Source organism: Bacillus cereus group sp. MYBK108-1 (assembly GCF_051917185.1).
GTDB classification, from domain to species: Bacteria; Bacillota; Bacilli; order Bacillales; family Bacillaceae_G; genus Bacillus_A; species Bacillus_A cereus.
The window spans coordinates 67,027-84,340 of sequence record NZ_JBQAHZ010000025.1; the positions used below are offsets into that span (position 1 = coordinate 67,027).

Consider the following 17,314-nt stretch of genomic DNA (forward strand, 5'->3'; position numbering starts at 1 on the left):
TTATACCATCTCTTTTTATTGACGATTGACCCAACGGTCAGTTATATTATGTATTAGACTGACCAGTTGGTCAATATAATAAAAAGGGAGCGCAAACATGAACAAAATCATCAATTTCTCGTTAAAAAATAAGTTCGCAGTTTGGCTACTAACCATTATTGTTACTATTGCGGGGATCTACTCTGGACTCAATATGAAGCTGGAAACAATCCCTGATATTACAACACCGATTGTGACAGTAACTACGGTCTATCCTGGTGCTACACCAGAAGAAGTAGCTGATAAAGTTTCAAAGCCGATGGAAGAACAACTACAAAATTTAAGCGGTGTTAACGTTGTGAGTTCATCATCTTTTCAAAACGCATCTTCTATTCAAGTAGAATACGATTTTGATAAAAATATGGAAAAAGCAGAAACAGAAATTAAAGAAGCTCTCACAAATGTAAAACTCCCAGAAGGTGTTAAAGATCCTAAAGTTTCACGAGTAAACTTCAATGCCTTTCCAGTTATTTCGTTAAGCGTGGCAAGTAAGAATGAATCTTTAGCTACCTTAACTGAAAATGTAGAAAAAAATGTTGTACCAGGATTAAAAGGACTTGATGGTGTTGCATCTGTTCAAATTGCTGGCCAACAAGTAGATGAAGTACAGCTTGTCTTCAAGAAAGATAAAATGAAAGAACTAGGACTAAGTGAAGATACCGTAAAAAATGTGATTAAGGGATCGGATGTATCTTTACCACTTGGCTTATACACATTTAAAGACACGGAAAAATCAGTTGTTGTAGATGGCAATATTACAACGATTAAAGCGTTAAAAGAACTTAAAATCCCAGCTATACCTTCCTCACCTAACGGTCAAGGTAGTCAAAATGCTGGCGCTGGTGCACAAACGCCGCAAATGAATCCAGCTGCTATGAACGGGATTCCAACAGTTACATTAGACGAAATTGCTGACATTAAAGAAGTTGGGAAAGCAGAATCTATTTCTCGAACAAATGGAAAAGAAGCAATTGGAATTCAAATTGTGAAGGCCTCTGATGCAAATACAGTTGATGTTGTAAATGCAGTAAAAGATAAAGTAAAAGATCTTGAGAAAAAATATAAAGATTTAGAGATCATTTCAACATTCGACCAAGGTGCACCTATTGAAAAATCAGTTGAAACAATGCTGAGCAAAGCAATTTTCGGCGCTATCTTTGCGATTGTTATTATTATGCTGTTCCTACGAAATATTCGAACAACGTTAATTTCTGTCGTTTCAATACCACTTTCTTTATTAATTGCTGTTTTAGTCATAAAGCAAATGGATATTACTCTTAACATTATGACACTTGGAGCAATGACCGTTGCTATAGGCCGCGTTGTCGATGACTCAATTGTTGTTATTGAAAATATTTACCGACGTATGTCGTTATCAGAAGAGAAATTACGTGGAAAAGATTTAATTCGTGAAGCTACGAAAGAAATGTTTATCCCAATTATGTCTTCCACCATTGTAACAATTGCTGTATTTTTACCGCTTGGACTAGTAAAAGGTATGATTGGTGAAATGTTCTTACCATTCGCCTTAACTATCGTCTTTGCTTTATTAGCATCATTACTAGTAGCAGTTACAATCGTACCGATGCTAGCTCATTCCTTATTTAAGAAAGAGAGCATGAGGAAAAAAGAAGTACATCATGAAGAAAAACCAAGTAAATTAGCAAATGGATATAAACGCATACTTGCATGGGCTTTAAATCACAAAATTATTACATCAAGTATCGCTGTCCTTCTATTAGTTGGTAGCCTTGCACTTGTACCAGTTATCGGTGTAAGTTTCTTACCTTCTGAAGAAGAAAAAATGATTATTGCAACATATAATCCTGAACCAGGTCAAACGTTAGAAGACGTTGAAAAAATTGCAACAAAAGCTGAGAAGCACTTCCAAGATAATAAAGACGTCAAAACAATTCAGTTCTCATTAGGTGGAGAGAATCCAATGAGTCCTGGTCAATCAAACCAAGCAATGTTCTTCGTGCAATATGATAACGACACGAAAAACTTTGAAAAAGAGAAAGAACAAGTCGTTAAAGATTTACAGAAGATGTCTGGCAAAGGCGAATGGAAAAACCAAGACTTCGGAACAAGTGGCGGTAGTAACGAAATTAAACTATACGTTTATGGAGATAGCTCAGAAGACATTAAGCCTGTCGTAAAAGATATTCAAAATATCATGAAGAAAAATAAAGACTTAAAAGATATAGATTCTAGTATTGCAAAAACATATGCAGAGTACACTTTAGTCGCAGATCAAGAAAAGCTGAGTAAAATGGGCTTAACGGCTGCTCAAATTGGAATGGGACTTTCTAATCAACATGATCGCCCTGTTCTGACAACAATTAAAAAAGACGGTAAAGATATCAATGTATATGTAGAAGCTGAAAAACAAAATTATGAAACAATCGATGACTTAACAAATCGCAAAATTACAACACCACTTGGTAATGAAGTAGCTGTGAAAGATGTTATGACTGTAAAAGAAGGTGAAACATCGAATACAGTAACACATCGAGATGGACGTGTTTATGCAGAGGTTAGTGCCAAATTAACATCTGATGACGTTTCAAAAGCATCTGCTGCAGTACAAAAAGAAGTAGATAAAATGGATCTTCCTTCTGGTGTAGATGTTTCTATGGGCGGTGTTACTAAAGATATTCAAGAATCATTCAAGCAACTTGGCCTAGCGATGTTAGCTGCGATTGCCATTGTATACTTCGTTCTTGTCGTTACATTTGGTGGTGCCCTAGCACCATTCGCAATTTTATTCTCGCTACCATTTACAATTATTGGGGCTCTTGTTGCCTTATTAATCTCTGGTGAAACATTAAGTGTATCTGCAATGATTGGTGCGCTTATGTTAATCGGTATCGTTGTAACAAACGCAATCGTGCTTATCGACCGCGTTATTCATAAGGAAAATGAAGGACTATCAACACGTGAAGCTTTATTAGAAGCTGGTGCAACACGCCTTCGTCCAATTTTAATGACTGCAATTGCAACAATCGGTGCTCTTATCCCGCTTGCATTAGGATTTGAAGGTAGTGGCTTAATTTCTAAAGGACTTGGAGTAACGGTAATTGGTGGATTAACAAGTTCAACGTTATTAACACTTCTTATTGTTCCAATCGTTTATGAAGTATTAAGCAAATTTAAAAAGAAAAAAACAAAATAACAAAAAAATAACCTCGCTAACTGCGAGGTTATTTTTTATTTCCAAACAAGATTAGGAAATCGCTATATCCTTCTTTCTCTAATTCCTCTTTTGGAATAAATCGAAGAGCTGCGGAATTAATACAGTAACGAAGGCCATTTGGTCCTGGACCATCTGGAAATACGTGCCCAAGATGTGAATCTCCTTCTTTACTTCTCACTTCTGTACGTGTCATATTATGACTCACATCCATCTTTTCTTTCACACTTGCTGACATCACTGGTTTTGTAAAACTAGGCCATCCACATCCACTATCAAATTTATCTAGAGAAGTAAACAACGGCTCACCTGAAACGATGTCTACATAAAGACCTTCCTCTTTATGGTTCCAATACTCATTTCGAAATGGTGGTTCTGTACCATTTTCCTGTGTTACATAATACTGCATCTCATTGAGTTTTTCTTTTAAATGAGCATTATCCTTTGGCCAATGTTGCTTAATAAAAGCATCTCGTCCTGAGCCTTTACGATATAACTCATAGCGGAATGTGTTTTTCTTATGGTATCCTTGGTGATATTCTTCAGCTGGATAAAATGTAGCTGCTGGTAGTATTTTTGTCGCAATTGGTTTTGAAAAGCGTCCACTCTGCTCAAGCTCTTCTTTTGAGGCCTCTGCTTTTTTATGTTGTTCTTCATTATGATAAAAAATCACCGTTTCATAAGACTGTCCGCGGTCGTGGAATTGTCCACCAATATCGGTCGGATCAATTTGTCTCCAATATATATTTAACAATTCCTCATACGGCATTTTATTTGCATCAAATGTAATTTGTACTGCCTCATAATGTCCCGTCGTTTCTGAACATACTTCTTTATACGTTGGATTCTCTTTATGACCACCTGTGTAGCCAGAAACAACCTTTATAATCCCTTCCATCTCTTCAAATGGCGAAACCATACACCAGAAGCACCCTCCAGCAAATGTAGCCAATTCTACCTTTTCATTTACAGCCATTACTTCACCCCTATTCTATGTTCTGCTTACAGTATGGCATAAGAAACATCATATTATAAAAGAAAAAGCACCGAACATCGATGCTTTTTCTTTACTTCACTTTATTTTTTCCAACATCCTTCTCTATTTCATCACTTGTCACGTCTAAAACATCTAATAAGAAGATGAAGATTGGAATACCGATAATTAATCCCCATACACCTAAGAAGTGTTCTGAGAAGATTAATACCATAAATGTATAGAAAATCGGTAAATTTGTTTTTTGCGACATAAACTTCGGGTTTAATACGTAACTTTCAAGCGCATGAATCACTGTTACGATAACCAAAATATAAACAACGTACATGATACCGCCAATATTGTAAGCAATCATACAAAGTGGGAATAACGAAATGATAACCCCCGCTACTGGAATTAAGCCAAGCAAGAAAATCATTAACGCTAAACCTAATAATTGCGGGAATCCTAATATCCATAATGCGATAACTGAAAGAACACAGTTAACAACAGCAATTAAAAATTGCGCTTCGATTACCTTTCCAAATGAACGTGCAAATTTCTTTCCGAAGTACTCAATTTCAGTATAGAAAATTGCAAGCCTGCTTTCTTTAAACTTTGCAGTAAAACCGACAATACGAGATTTTTCTAATAAGAAAAACAAACTCAAAATTAAAGAAAGTAAAACTTGAAGGCCAAATTTACCAACATTCGTAATCGATTTATACAAAATGTCTACGCCTTGTCCTACATATTTAGAAAGCTCCATATGATTGACAGCATTAACTGCATACTTAATTAGTTCACTATCTGGTGGGTTTCTTAAAAATACATTGAATTGGTAAATCAGTTGTGAAATTTGTATCGTCAATACTGGTAAATATTTAAATAGCGTAATAGCAATTCCACCAATTAACATTACATATAGAAATGCTATAATAATTTTTCGATTAATAGGCATGAAATGATCTAATTTGCGTGAAATAAACTTTTGGAATCGATCCATTAAATACGTGAGAATAAACGTAATTAATATTAAATTCAACATACTTTGCAGCCCGTATAACACGAGAGCAAGTATTACTAATACGAGTAACCTCTGAAATCCTTTGCTTTGAAACAGGTTTTTTATTTGCATAATCGACGAATACTCTCTCCTGTCCTATAAACTAAAACGTTAATAAGTAGATTTCTCTCTCTTTTCTACTTTTAATTATTCATTCATATTAAGATTTTTATAAACTCATTATATGCCTACCTTAACAGGTATATAGTAGCTTACTTCTTATTTTACAATACAATGACCTAATTCAAAACGTATTCTACATAGTATTAATGAAGATTTAAGGAAACTTACATTTTTTTAAATAGGTCTTACCACTACTGTAACATAAAAAGCAAGCTATCAGTAGAAATCTGTCCTACAAATAGCTTGCTTTTCTTATTTTTTAAGTAAGTTTTACTATCCAATGAATGGCATGAACATTGGGATGACAACTACTGTTACAACCCCAACTACCGTTACAGCAATACTTGCCATCGCTGCCTCTACCTCACCCATTTCAATTCCTACTGCAACTCCTAATGCATGACCCGCTGTTCCAAGTGCTAAACCTTTTGCAATCGGATGTTTCACTCTAAATGTTTTTAAGAATAATGCTCCTAATGCGTATACGATAACTGCGTTGAAAATAACTGCAAACGATGTAATTGCTGGAATACCACCAATACTTTCTGAAATTGGTAACGCAATTGCTGTTGTTGCTGCTTGTGGTAGCATTGAATTCATTACTGCTGTATCTAAACCGATTGCTTTTGCAACAATGAACACGACAATTACTGAGCAAATAGATCCAACCACGATAGCTGATAAAATTTGCCACCAATATTTTTTTAACTTATCAACTTGTTTATATAGTGGGATAGCGAATGCAATTGTTGCTGGCTCTAAGAAGAAACTAATCATTTTTCCGCCAGTATTATATTCTTCAAAAGTAAAGTTACCTACCTTTAGAAATAAAATCCCTAATACCATCGCTACGAATAATGGTGTAAATAGGAAGAACCCTTTTGAATGCTTGAATAATAATGTTCCGATTCCGTATGCGATTAATGAAACGACGATTCCGAAATATGGAGTCATTGTGCTTGCCATGTTCATTACCTCCCAACAATATATAAATACAATGGTTACGCAACCTTTCCGTGCTTGCGTCCTTTATTTACTACTTTCAATTCTTTTATATCTTCTGTTTCTTTTTCATCTTTTCCTAAAATAAATTGTGCAAATAATCCTGTTACAGCGAGTAAAATAACTGTCGCTACAACAATTACAGTTAAAATTTGTACAAAGTATTGCCCCATTACACCAAGAGAATTAATAACTGAAATACCTGATGGGACGAATAAGAATCCAATAATACCTGTTAAAGCTGTTCCGAGTGATTCAACTTGCTCCAATTTAATAACTTTTAAACATAATAGACTAAATAAAATAACTAACCCGATTACCGATGAAGGCATTGGAATTGGTAAATGTGTTGCAATAATATTAGAAATTAACATAATAGCTGAAAATATGAATGCTTGTGATAAGAAACTATATACTTTTTTCGTACTCATTTTGGCCACCTCTTTCGATTTGGTACCTTTATTGTATAGGATATAACCGCCTAAGTAAGCGTTTACATAACGGAACGTCAAATATACAGAATCAGTTACAAATATAAAAGGATGAAATACAAAAGCTGCTCCTTAAATACGAAGCAGCTTCTTGAGTTCTTTTGCATATGTACGACTAACAGGTACTTTTGATCCTTCTTTCATAATTAAATTATAAGTAGAGTTAAACCATGGCTGAATTTCAGTAATATGATTAATATTTGCAATAAAGCTACGATGAACACGCATGAAACTTACTTGCGGCAACTTCTTTTCCAAAATCACAAGTGTATCGTGTGTTACATATGTTTCCCTCATTGTTTTTACTGTCACTTTTCCGTCCACAAGTCCTACATATACAATATCTTCAATATTAACAAGTACGATTGATTCTTCAATTGGTAATGCTAATTTATGCATCTCTACTGTTACATCTGTCCCCTTTATTTCGTGCTTCGTTTCTATTTGCGATTGTTTTTGTTTTTTATACTTCTTTAATGTCTGCACAATACGCTCTTCATCAAATGGTTTTAAAATGTAGTCTAACGCATCTACTTCAAATGCTTGCAGTGCATATTGATCATAGGCAGTAGCAAATACAATTGCAGGTGGATTTTTCATCTTCTTTAATATATTGGCGATTTCAAATCCGTTATCATCGGATAATTGAATATCTAAAAACACAATATCTGGTCTACTTTGCATTAGTTCTTCTAATGCGTCTTCCACACAATCAGCCTCACCAATTATCTCAACTTCTTTCGTTCTCTCTAATAAATACTTTAGTTCATCACGTGCTAACATTTCATCGTCAACTACTAATACTTTTAACAATCTGTTCTTCCTCCCCTACTTTTTTTGGAATAACAAAAGTAATCTCTGTCCCCTCATTTAATTTACTTTCGATATGAAGCATCGTTTCTTTTCCAAATAATCCAATAAGACGTTCATTAATATTATATAAAGCTGTTCCAGTCCCTTTCTTTGACGAAACTACCATCTTTCCTAATTGTTCTAAACGTTCTTCCTCAATTCCCTGTCCATTATCTTTTACTTCAAAATGAACCATACCCTCTTTTTCAAAAACATGCACTTCTACTTCACATACTGGTTGCTTCTTCGGAAAAGCGTGTCGCAATGCATTTTCAACCAATAGTTGAAGAACAAATGGTGGTACTAAAGTTGTCTTTAGCTCGTCCTCAATATACATCTTTACCTCATACTTATTTGGGAACCTTGCTTGTTCTAAGGATAGATATGCCTGTACATGGTTTAATTCTTGTTCTAGTGGAATCAATAACTGACGTGCCCCTTGCAAATTACATCGGAAATATACGCTAAGCTGTAATAATAACTTCCTTGCTTTTTCTACATCTGTTCGGCATAAAGCTGATACTGTATTAATCGCATTAAATAAAAAGTGCGGGTTAATTTGCGCTTGTAATGCTTTTATCTCCGCATCTTGAAGTAATTTACTTTGCAACTCAGCTTCTCCTAACTCTAACTGCGTGGAGAATATTTTTGCTAACCCTTCTGCTAATTCTTCTTCAACGCGACTTAACTGGTTAGGATTTTTAAAATACAGTTTTAATGTCCCTATCGTATTTCCATGCGAAGTTAGTGGAATAACAATCGCCGCTTGCAAAGGGCATCCTTCATGTTGACAATTAATGACCTCACGTGATTTTGCTTTCATTATTTGCCCTGTATGTAAAACTTCTTTCGACAAACCAGTTATTAAACTATGTGAAGGAATATGGTGATCTGATGCTAATCCAACATGAGCTAATATTTTCTCTGTATCTGTTAAGGATACCGCATCTGTTCCTGTAAAACGGTGAATAATTTGTGCCACATGCTTACATGATTCTTCTGTTAAGCCTTGGCGAAAATATGGTAACGTTTTATCTGCAATACGTAATACCTTATGAGTCTGAAGTGCCTTTGCGTTCTCTTCCTGACGCAAAATAGCTTGTATCATAGAAAGTAAAATAAAACTTCCAAAACTATTTACAAGGATCATTGGTATCGCAATTGTTTTCACAATGCTCATTCCATCCTCTACAATTAATAGGATCATAATCATTTCTAAAGAAACGATAAAAACACTTAAAATCGCTGAAAACTTAGGAGTAATTGTACGATTATACTTTTTGAAAATGTATCCAATATACCCCGTTATAACACCTGCTAAAATTGACGAGATTGCACAACTTAGAGCTGTCGTCCCTCCAAGCATATAACGGTGAATACCAGCAATTGATCCTACCCCAATTCCGACGATAGGACCACCAAGCAATCCACTAATTCCAACACCCATAATACGTGTATTCGCAATGGTACTCGATGATGAAACACCTTGTAACCAATTTTCATTCATAATCGTATTTCCTGCTATTTCAATCCCAGTGTAATTGCTTACAATTGTAAATACCGAAAAAATACAAATAAGCTTAAGCTTATCTACATAGCCATCCTGTTTATGAAGGAGGCGTCTGAAAGTTTTAATATGAGAGAGTAAAAATCCTAAAATAACTATAAGTCCGACTCGTTCAATCATCATGAGTACTAAATTTAGCATCTTTGATTCATTCCTTTTTATTTAGTTAGTTTTATTATGGGAAAATAATGAAGTCGGCGTCAAGAAGAACGAAATGTTTTTTGAAATATTTTACACATAATAACTTCCTCTTTATTTGACAATACATATAGAAGAGTGCTAAAAATAAAGTAATATAATACAGTCCTTTAACCCAACCCCGTGAGGTTGAGAAGGAAGTCGGAATACAATATACGTATGTTCTTTTCTTGGGGATACGTATGCTTTTTTGGCCTTCTCATCATATCAGGTGAGAAGGCCTTTTGTTATTCTTCCATAGCGACTGTAGAAAATAAGGAGGAGTAATAATGAACGTCACTACTGATGTACAACAAACAACAGAGGAGACAAAAGCGAAAAGATATAAAACATTATTTGGTTCTGCGCTAGGATATGCAGCAGAAGGTTTAGATATGTTGCTATTATCGTTCGTACTTGTCTATATTTTAAAAGAGTTTCACTTAAGTCCTGTTGAAGGTGGAAACTTAACTTTAGCTACCACAATAGGAATGTTAATTGGTTCTTATTTATTTGGATTTATTGCTGATTTATTTGGCCGTATTCGTACAATGGCCTTCACAATCTTACTGTTTTCACTAGCAACCGCACTCATTTATTTCGCAACAGACTACTGGCAATTATTAATTCTGCGCTTTTTAGTTGGAATGGGAGTTGGTGGTGAATTCGGAATCGGAATGGCCATCGTAACAGAAACATGGTCTAAAGAAATGCGCGCTAAAGCGACATCTGTTGTTGCACTTGGATGGCAATTTGGTGTACTGATTGCTTCACTCCTTCCAGCATTTATTGTCCCACACTTTGGATGGAGAGCCGTTTTCTTATTTGGATTAATTCCAGCTTTACTAGCTGTCTATGTCCGTAAAAGTTTAAGTGAACCGAAAATATGGGAGCAAAAACAACGCTACAAAAAGGAACTATTGCAAAAAGAAGCTGCAGGTAAATTAACAACTACTGAAGCAGAACAACTAAAACATATAAAAAAATTTCCACTTCGAAAGTTATTTGCCAATAAAAAAGTAACAATTACAACAATTGGTCTTATTATTATGTCGTTCATCCAAAACTTCGGATATTACGGAATCTTCACATGGATGCCCACTATTTTAGCAAATAAATATAACTATACATTAGCAAAAGCAAGTGGCTGGATGTTCATTTCTACCATCGGTATGCTAATTGGAATTGCAATCTTTGGTATTCTGGCTGATAAAATTGGTCGACGTAAAACCTTTGCAATCTATTATATTGGCGGTACAATATACTGTCTCATTTACTTCTTCTTATTCACAGATTCAACATTATTATTATGGGGAAGTGCATTGCTTGGATTCTTTGCAAATGGAATGATGGGAGGATTTGGAGCAATTTTAGCTGAAAACTATCCTGCTGAAGCTCGCTCTACCGCTGAAAACTTTATTTTCGGTACAGGACGTGGGTTAGCTGGATTTGGGCCTGTTATTATTGGCTTACTCGCTACAGGTGGCAACCTACTTGGAGCATTGTCCTTGATTTTTATCATCTACCCAATCGGGTTAATTACAATGCTACTATGTGTACCAGAAACAAAGGGAAAAGTATTAGATTAAACGTAAAAGAGGAAGCATCTCATTTAAGATGCTTCCTCTTTTACGTTTTTATTTATTTTGATTTACTAGCCTTCTGAAATAAGAATGCAGTTTTATCTTCTTCTTTTACAATACCTTGTTTTAATGCTAATTCTCCCGCAACTTTAGGCGCTAACCATAGCATTGGGAATAACAAAATTGATACCGGGACTGCCGTCACCACGATAAACGATTGTAGCGCATTAATACTTCCTTCACCCATATATAAAAGAATTGCTGCAACTGCGCCCATAATAAGCGACCAAAAAATTCGCAAACTAATTCTAGGATCTCCGTCTCCAGTCACTGCCATTGAAATGGAATACGCCATTGAATCTCCTGTTGTCACTACAAATAAAATTGTTAATAAAAGAAATGCTGGTCCAATAATATTAGAAAGTGGCAATTGCCCTGTAATTGCAATCATAGCTGCCGGCATACCAGATTCACTTAATGCGTCCGAGATAGACCCAGGATTCATCAACTCATAAAACACGCCTGATCCACCTAATATAGTAAACCAAAATGTTGTAATAATAGGTGCGATAATTCCAATTGCAACGATGATTTCTCGAATCGTTCTCCCTCTTGAAATTCGACTCACTAAAATTGCCATCATTGGTCCGTATCCAATAAACCATCCCCAGAAAAAGATTGTCCAAGATCCTAACCAACTTGTATCACCACGGTATGTGCTCATCGGTATAAACTCATTTACATAAAATCCAAACGAAGAAACAAACGAATCAATAATAAATCCACCTGGCCCAAATAGTAATATGAATGCCATTAACACAATTGCTAATCTAACATTTAAATTACTTATAATTTGGATCCCTTTATCAATACCTGTTACTGCCGATATGGTAGACACGGCCACCACACAAACAATAATTGCTAATTGAGTAGTAAACACATCAGAAATTCCAAATAATTCTTGTAATCCATAACTTGCTTGTAAACCTAAAAATCCAATTGGGCCAATTGTACCTGCAGCTACTGCAATAATTGCAGCTGCATCAATTATCGTTCCAAGCAGGCTCTTTCTTAATTTTTCCCCAAAAATAGGATATAAAAGTGTTCGAGGTTTTAGCGGCATATCTTTATGATAATGTCCATACATCATAACTACCGCACTAATTGTACCTAAAATCGTCCATGCTAAAAATCCCCAATGCATATAACTTTGTGCTAAAGCAGGCATGACTGCTTCTTTCGTTCCAGCAGATATACCATCATGTATTGGTGGCACCGTCATCAAATGATACATTGGCTCTGCTGCTGCCCAAAAAACGCCACCTCCAGCAAGTAATGTAGACATAATAATAGCAAGCCATTTTGCCGTACTAATCTCAGGTTTTTCTAATCCCCCAAGCTTAACTCTCCCATATTTGGAGAAAGCCATACACATCGCAACAATAAATGTACCTAATAATAAAACTTGCCAGAAGGCACCGAAATATTTAATTGAAAAAGCGAAACTTTTATTAATCGCACTCTCTACATAATCCTTGTTCAAAAAAACTGCAATTACAAATAATAAAAGTGAACCACCACTAATAATAAATACAGGCCAATCAGTTTTTCGACTCTTCATCCTCATTTATACTTCCTCCTTCCTCAGCAATCTAAAAAAACAACTTTATTATGTTTTATTGTTTAAACCTAAAACATAATAATTATATATGCATAACATTTTATCGACTTCCCACATACTTATGTTGTCCCTAAAAATATGCCAAATCCCTTATTAAAAAGAAAAATTCTCTTCCTCTTACATAAAAAAGCAAAACAAAAGACCTTATATTTCTATAAGGTCTTCGAAACAGAAATTTGATTATAACATAAGGTACTCCTTGGTTCAAAAAGCCTCTTCCAAAAATAACCGAGAGTAAAGGCTTCCATTTGCTACATAACAGTAATTAAAAAAAATATATTTTGCAGAAAAAAACTGCACTAAATATTATTTATGAAAGAAATTTGGCTTCAAAATTTCATTCGGATACGGTTTATGATAAATGTGAGTGGTAGCTGGAGATAATGGCGGAATAAGCCATACCCAATTACCTGTTACAACACGACCACAAGCAGCTTCTTGCTTCTCAAATTGCTGAAATTGTTGTGCAGCAGTATGGTGATCAACAATACTAACTCCTTGTTTTTTAAAGGAGTGTAGTACGGCAATATTCAACTCAATTAGCGCCTTATCTTTCCATAAGGTACCGTTTCTCGATGTATCTAAATCCATCATCTCCGCAACAGCCGGAAGTAAATTATAACGATCATGATCTGCTAAGTTGCGCGCCCCAATTTCTGTTCCCATATACCATCCATTGAACGGAGCGGCTGTATAAGAAATACCGCCGATTTCTAAACGCATATCTGAAATCATTGGAACACCATACCATTTTACTCCAAGTGATGAAATAGGGTATTCTGGGTGTTCAATTGGCACTTCTTTTACTTCTTCTCTCGGAATTTCTTTATATGTAGGCGCCTTCCCGTTTATAGAGAACACAAGTGGCAATACATCGAAATTCGTACCTTCTCCTTGCCAACCAAGCCCCTGACAAAAGTCCGTAAATGTAGCGGAATGAGAATCACCAATCACTCCCGTTTCTGTTTTATATCCTGCATATCGAATCAATTGGTGATTATAAATTCTTATATTATTTTCTTCACCTCGATATTGCTTAAAAATCGTAATGGTTGGTTTAACTTTCCCGTCGTTCGTTGCATATTTAATATGATGAATTAATGCATTATATACACCCTCTTCATCATTTACTTCGCGCGCATCTAATATGTGCATCTTACTCCAAAATAGTCTTCCAATACATCTATTACTGTTACGCCATGCCATTCGTGAACCATGAACAAGTTCTTCAAATGTATGCTCATATGTCCCTGTCTTCTCTATCTCAATTTGAATTTCTTTTATACGTTCTTCTATCAATTGTTCTTTATGAAGCTCCTTATAACAAATCGTAATAAAATTACTTGCTTCCTCTATTAATTGTTTCGTTTTACTCATAAACAATCTCCTTCTATTTCAACAAAACCCTGCTACTTTACAGTATAAGCAAAAAGGATAGGAGTCACAAATGAAAGTGAGAGTGTTACTTTTATTGTAATATTTTTCAGAAAATTAATGGACTTACTATTGACTTATATGGAAAATGGGTGTATTTTTGACTCAGGTAAAGTATTTTTACCTAGACCAACTTTTTAAATAGAAAGGAGGTAATGTTATGTCTTCATTTCAATTGCCAAAGCTTTCATATGACTATGATGAACTAGAGCCACATATTGATAGCAATACACTTTCCATTCATCATGGAAAGCACCATGCGACATACGTAAACAATTTAAATGCTACTTTAGAAAATTATACTGAATTACATAATAAATCTTTAGAAGAATTGCTATGTAATTTAGATGCTTTACCGAAGGAAATTGTTACAGCTGTACGAAATAACGGTGGCGGTCACTATTGTCATAGTCTTTTTTGGGAAGTGATGAGCCCACGAGGTGGCGGTGAGCCTAATGGAGACGTTGCAAAAGTAATTGATTATTATTTCAATACCTTTGACAACTTAAAAGATCAACTTTCCAAAGCAGCTATTAGTCGTTTTGGAAGTGGCTATGGATGGCTTGTTCTTGACGGTGAGGAACTCTCTGTTATGAGTACACCAAATCAAGATACGCCTTTGCAAGAAGGGAAAATCCCCTTACTCGTAATTGATGTATGGGAACATGCTTATTATTTAAAGTATCAAAATAGGCGCCCAGAGTTTGTTACCAACTGGTGGCATACAGTAAACTGGGACCAAGTAAACGAGAAGTATTTACAAGCAATTCAATCACAAAAACATTAGTCGTACGTATAAGGTAAATTTGGTAATGTAAAATCAGTATTGTCGAAATCCTCCAGAATCCCCCGGATTGCCACCGGGGGATTTATGATTACTTCATTGTATTTATATAATGTTTTAAAACATTTTTCATTTCTAGTTTCAGCTCTCGGAACAAAAATCCGAATTCACGAGCCTTTCCATTATGTAATGTACAGTTAGTTACCTCATTATAAGGAGCTATATTTTCCCCAGCTTTCTGAATGAGTGCTTTTATTCCTGTCTTCTCTTCTATGAAATGAATAATTTCTTCCGTAGAAACTACCCCGTTACTACAGGCGTTAATTGGCCCTTTCACATTTTCCATTCCGCACCAAGCTAGAAACTCTCCTGCCTCTTTTTCATGTATAAATGACAAAGTTCCATCTACATGATCCACAACGATAGGTTTTTGGTTCACAATACATTCAACGTAAAATTGTAACCTTTTCGTATAATCGTTTTCTCCAATAACAACTGGAAAACGAACTGCAACAACTGGGAATGTTGCTTGTTGAAATACAACGGCTTCAGCTAATCTCTTTCCTTCACCATAATTGAAGTCATTCCTATCTCCATACGCGATTGCATAATCGTACGGATTAAAGTCTTCTTCTGATAAGCTTAGGGCAGGTTCATAGACGGCCATTGAAGATGTCATAACATATTTCTTCGTTTTCCCTCGTAACACTTCACATGTTATCTTCGCTGCATTCGAGCTATAGCATAAATTATCGTATACAATATCATAACTTTTTCCTTCTAGACACTTTTCTAGTAGCTTTCCATCTTCTCTATCAATAATTATTCTTTTTACTGCGCTACCAAAAGAATCTTCAGTAACTCCCCTCGTCGCAATCGTTACATCGTGCCCCTCTTGCAAAAGTGCTTCTACTAAATGTTTACCAAAAAATCTTGTTCCCCCTAGCACCAATACTTTTTTCAACTTCATCATCCCCATTTTAGCAAATTGTAAAATACTACCTCTCTATTATAAGTGCCAACATATAAAAAGCATGGAATTCGTTTAACGATTCCATGCTTTTCTACAGAAAATATATTAACGTACTCGATATTTATAAATACAATAACAGAAGTACAAAATAGAAATTACTGATACATAAACCCATAGTTCATATACAAATCCCTCTCCCCACACTCCCATAAAATAAAAGAGTGAAGGTAAAGTCAATGTTACCCATGATTGTACGAAGGCAATCCTTCCAAGATATTGATTAATGTTCTTCTTTTGTGTATTTAATACAAAGAATAAATACCAAAGTAATGCCCACATAAACCACGTTAACGCATTAACAACATCATGGAATTGAACAAATGAAACAACCATATAGAATAAGGCTATAATTGCTACCCAAATACAAAACCATCCTAGACCACTACTATCCATTCCTTTTATAAAAGTAACACCTACATATAAATAAGTTAATCCAAATAAGAAAGTAGCCGCATATGAATACACTGTCCAATTGCTTTGGTCAGAAATCATGATCAAATAAAACGGAATAATAATTTGTAGTGCACCCACAAATAAATTAAAAACACCCGCACTTTTCATCTCTGCTTTCCCTAATATAACAAGACTATTTAAAAATAAAGCTGCCCCTGAAAGTAATAATCCTACATAACCCATATATATTCGTGTGAAAATCTTTACCTTTCACACTTTTAACCTCCCCACACTATAAAGTGATACTTATATTATTTTTCTTCCCATTTAAAACTACATACATAATTTTTCATTCAAATAAGTCAGACCTCCTACCTCAAAAAGGAGCGAACTTAAAACGCTTTCAATAATAAATAATCCTATTAAAACATGAACTAGGATTCCTTGATTATAAACGGACTCTATCAATGATACAAGTGTTGGAATACTTTTCAATAATACGCTTTCAATTTCTATAAAAAATTAATAAAATAATACATTCCTCTATCTCATTCTACTACCTTCTAGCATAAGATATTGTAAAATCACATCATTTAAAACAGCGAACGTTCTTTTCTAGGTTCGCTAATAAAATTAATAAAAAATGACCTCTTGCTTTTATGCAAAGGTCATTTTTTTATATTCATCATTAAACTTTTAAATAGCCATTTTTATTATTTGATTGCCATTTCCAAGAATCTGCACACATTTCTTCTAATCCGCGTGTTGCCTCCCAGCCTAATTCACGCTTTGCTTTCGATGCATCAGCAAAACATACTGCCACATCACCTGGGCGACGCTCTGTAATTTTATAAGGAACTTTCTTACCCGAAACTTTTTCAAACGCTTCAACCATCTCTAGTACACTATAGCCCATACCTGTT

General features: G+C 35.0%; 14 protein-coding genes and 1 pseudogene. 3 read left to right on the top strand and 12 right to left on the bottom strand.

The features are described from left to right. Window positions 1–97 precede the first annotated feature (97 nt). Window positions 98–3,214: an efflux RND transporter permease subunit gene (locus ACTFSL_RS25310; RefSeq protein WP_440042592.1), complete on the top strand. Its 3,117-nt coding sequence runs from the start codon at window positions 98–100 to the stop codon at window positions 3,212–3,214. Window positions 3,215–3,242: 28 nt separating this feature from the next. Here the strand turns inward: ACTFSL_RS25310 and msrB are convergent, their stop codons facing one another. The 7 genes and pseudogenes from msrB to lytS form a co-directional block, all read right to left on the bottom strand. Beyond that, window positions 3,243–3,695 (bottom strand): peptide-methionine (R)-S-oxide reductase MsrB, encoded by a 453-nt coding sequence (msrB, locus tag ACTFSL_RS25315; RefSeq protein ID WP_227599596.1) that lies wholly within the window; start codon window positions 3,693–3,695, stop codon window positions 3,243–3,245. A 45-nt stretch (window positions 3,696–3,740) separates the two neighbouring features. Beyond that, window positions 3,741–4,208, bottom strand: a pseudogene (gene msrA / locus ACTFSL_RS25320) (peptide-methionine (S)-S-oxide reductase MsrA); the annotation flags it as partial. Between the two features lie 91 nt (window positions 4,209–4,299). Beyond that, window positions 4,300–5,343: an AI-2E family transporter gene (locus ACTFSL_RS25325; RefSeq protein ID WP_119684165.1), complete on the bottom strand. Its 1,044-nt coding sequence runs from the start codon at window positions 5,341–5,343 to the stop codon at window positions 4,300–4,302. A 324-nt stretch (window positions 5,344–5,667) separates the two neighbouring features. Then, complete coding sequence (gene lrgB, locus ACTFSL_RS25330; RefSeq protein ID WP_440042594.1) at window positions 5,668–6,360, bottom strand: antiholin-like protein LrgB; 693 nt, start codon at window positions 6,358–6,360, stop codon at window positions 5,668–5,670. A gap of 35 nt (window positions 6,361–6,395) precedes the next feature. Further along, window positions 6,396–6,827: an antiholin-like murein hydrolase modulator LrgA gene (gene lrgA / locus ACTFSL_RS25335; RefSeq protein ID WP_000104900.1), complete on the bottom strand. Its 432-nt coding sequence runs from the start codon at window positions 6,825–6,827 to the stop codon at window positions 6,396–6,398. 132 nt (window positions 6,828–6,959) lie between these two features. Continuing rightward, complete coding sequence (locus tag ACTFSL_RS25340) at window positions 6,960–7,700, bottom strand: LytR/AlgR family response regulator transcription factor (protein WP_000921843.1); 741 nt, start codon at window positions 7,698–7,700, stop codon at window positions 6,960–6,962. After that, the gene (gene lytS / locus ACTFSL_RS25345) at window positions 7,678–9,447 is read right to left on the bottom strand and encodes a two-component system sensor histidine kinase LytS (RefSeq protein ID WP_440042595.1); all 1,770 of its coding nucleotides are present in this window, start codon (window positions 9,445–9,447) and stop codon (window positions 7,678–7,680) included. The genes ACTFSL_RS25340 and lytS overlap by 23 nt, the downstream gene beginning before the upstream one ends. A gap of 326 nt (window positions 9,448–9,773) precedes the next feature. On the opposite strand from lytS, the gene ACTFSL_RS25350 reads away from it, so the two are divergent. Next, window positions 9,774–11,072: an MFS transporter gene (locus ACTFSL_RS25350; RefSeq protein ID WP_416809725.1), complete on the top strand. Its 1,299-nt coding sequence runs from the start codon at window positions 9,774–9,776 to the stop codon at window positions 11,070–11,072. A 52-nt stretch (window positions 11,073–11,124) separates the two neighbouring features. Here the strand turns inward: ACTFSL_RS25350 and ACTFSL_RS25355 are convergent, their stop codons facing one another. Both ACTFSL_RS25355 and ACTFSL_RS25360 read right to left on the bottom strand, forming a co-directional pair. Beyond that, complete coding sequence (locus ACTFSL_RS25355) at window positions 11,125–12,693, bottom strand: BCCT family transporter (protein ID WP_001242442.1); 1,569 nt, start codon at window positions 12,691–12,693, stop codon at window positions 11,125–11,127. A 360-nt stretch (window positions 12,694–13,053) separates the two neighbouring features. Next, window positions 13,054–14,124 carry a nitric oxide synthase oxygenase gene (locus tag ACTFSL_RS25360; RefSeq protein ID WP_440042596.1) on the bottom strand — a complete coding sequence of 357 codons (1,071 nt, stop codon included), beginning with the start codon at window positions 14,122–14,124 and terminating at the stop codon, window positions 13,054–13,056. A 217-nt stretch (window positions 14,125–14,341) separates the two neighbouring features. Here ACTFSL_RS25360 and sodA point away from each other — a divergent pair, with 217 nt between their 5' ends. After that, entirely contained in the window at window positions 14,342–14,968 is a 627-nt protein-coding gene (sodA, locus tag ACTFSL_RS25365; protein ID WP_000094037.1) for a superoxide dismutase [Mn], read from the top strand. Window positions 14,969–15,056: 88 nt separating this feature from the next. On the opposite strand, the gene ACTFSL_RS25370 is transcribed toward sodA, so the two are convergent. The 3 genes from ACTFSL_RS25370 to ACTFSL_RS25380 all read right to left on the bottom strand — a co-directional run. After that, window positions 15,057–15,944, bottom strand: coding sequence for an NAD-dependent epimerase/dehydratase family protein (locus ACTFSL_RS25370; protein ID WP_002195968.1), 888 nt, complete (start codon window positions 15,942–15,944; stop codon window positions 15,057–15,059). A 99-nt stretch (window positions 15,945–16,043) separates the two neighbouring features. Beyond that, window positions 16,044–16,634 (bottom strand): AmiS/UreI family transporter, encoded by a 591-nt coding sequence (locus ACTFSL_RS25375; RefSeq protein ID WP_000542569.1) that lies wholly within the window; start codon window positions 16,632–16,634, stop codon window positions 16,044–16,046. 445 nt (window positions 16,635–17,079) lie between these two features. After that, the coding region (locus tag ACTFSL_RS25380) for a GDP-mannose 4,6-dehydratase (RefSeq protein ID WP_440042597.1) at window positions 17,080–17,314 on the bottom strand (235 nt) is incomplete at its 5' end.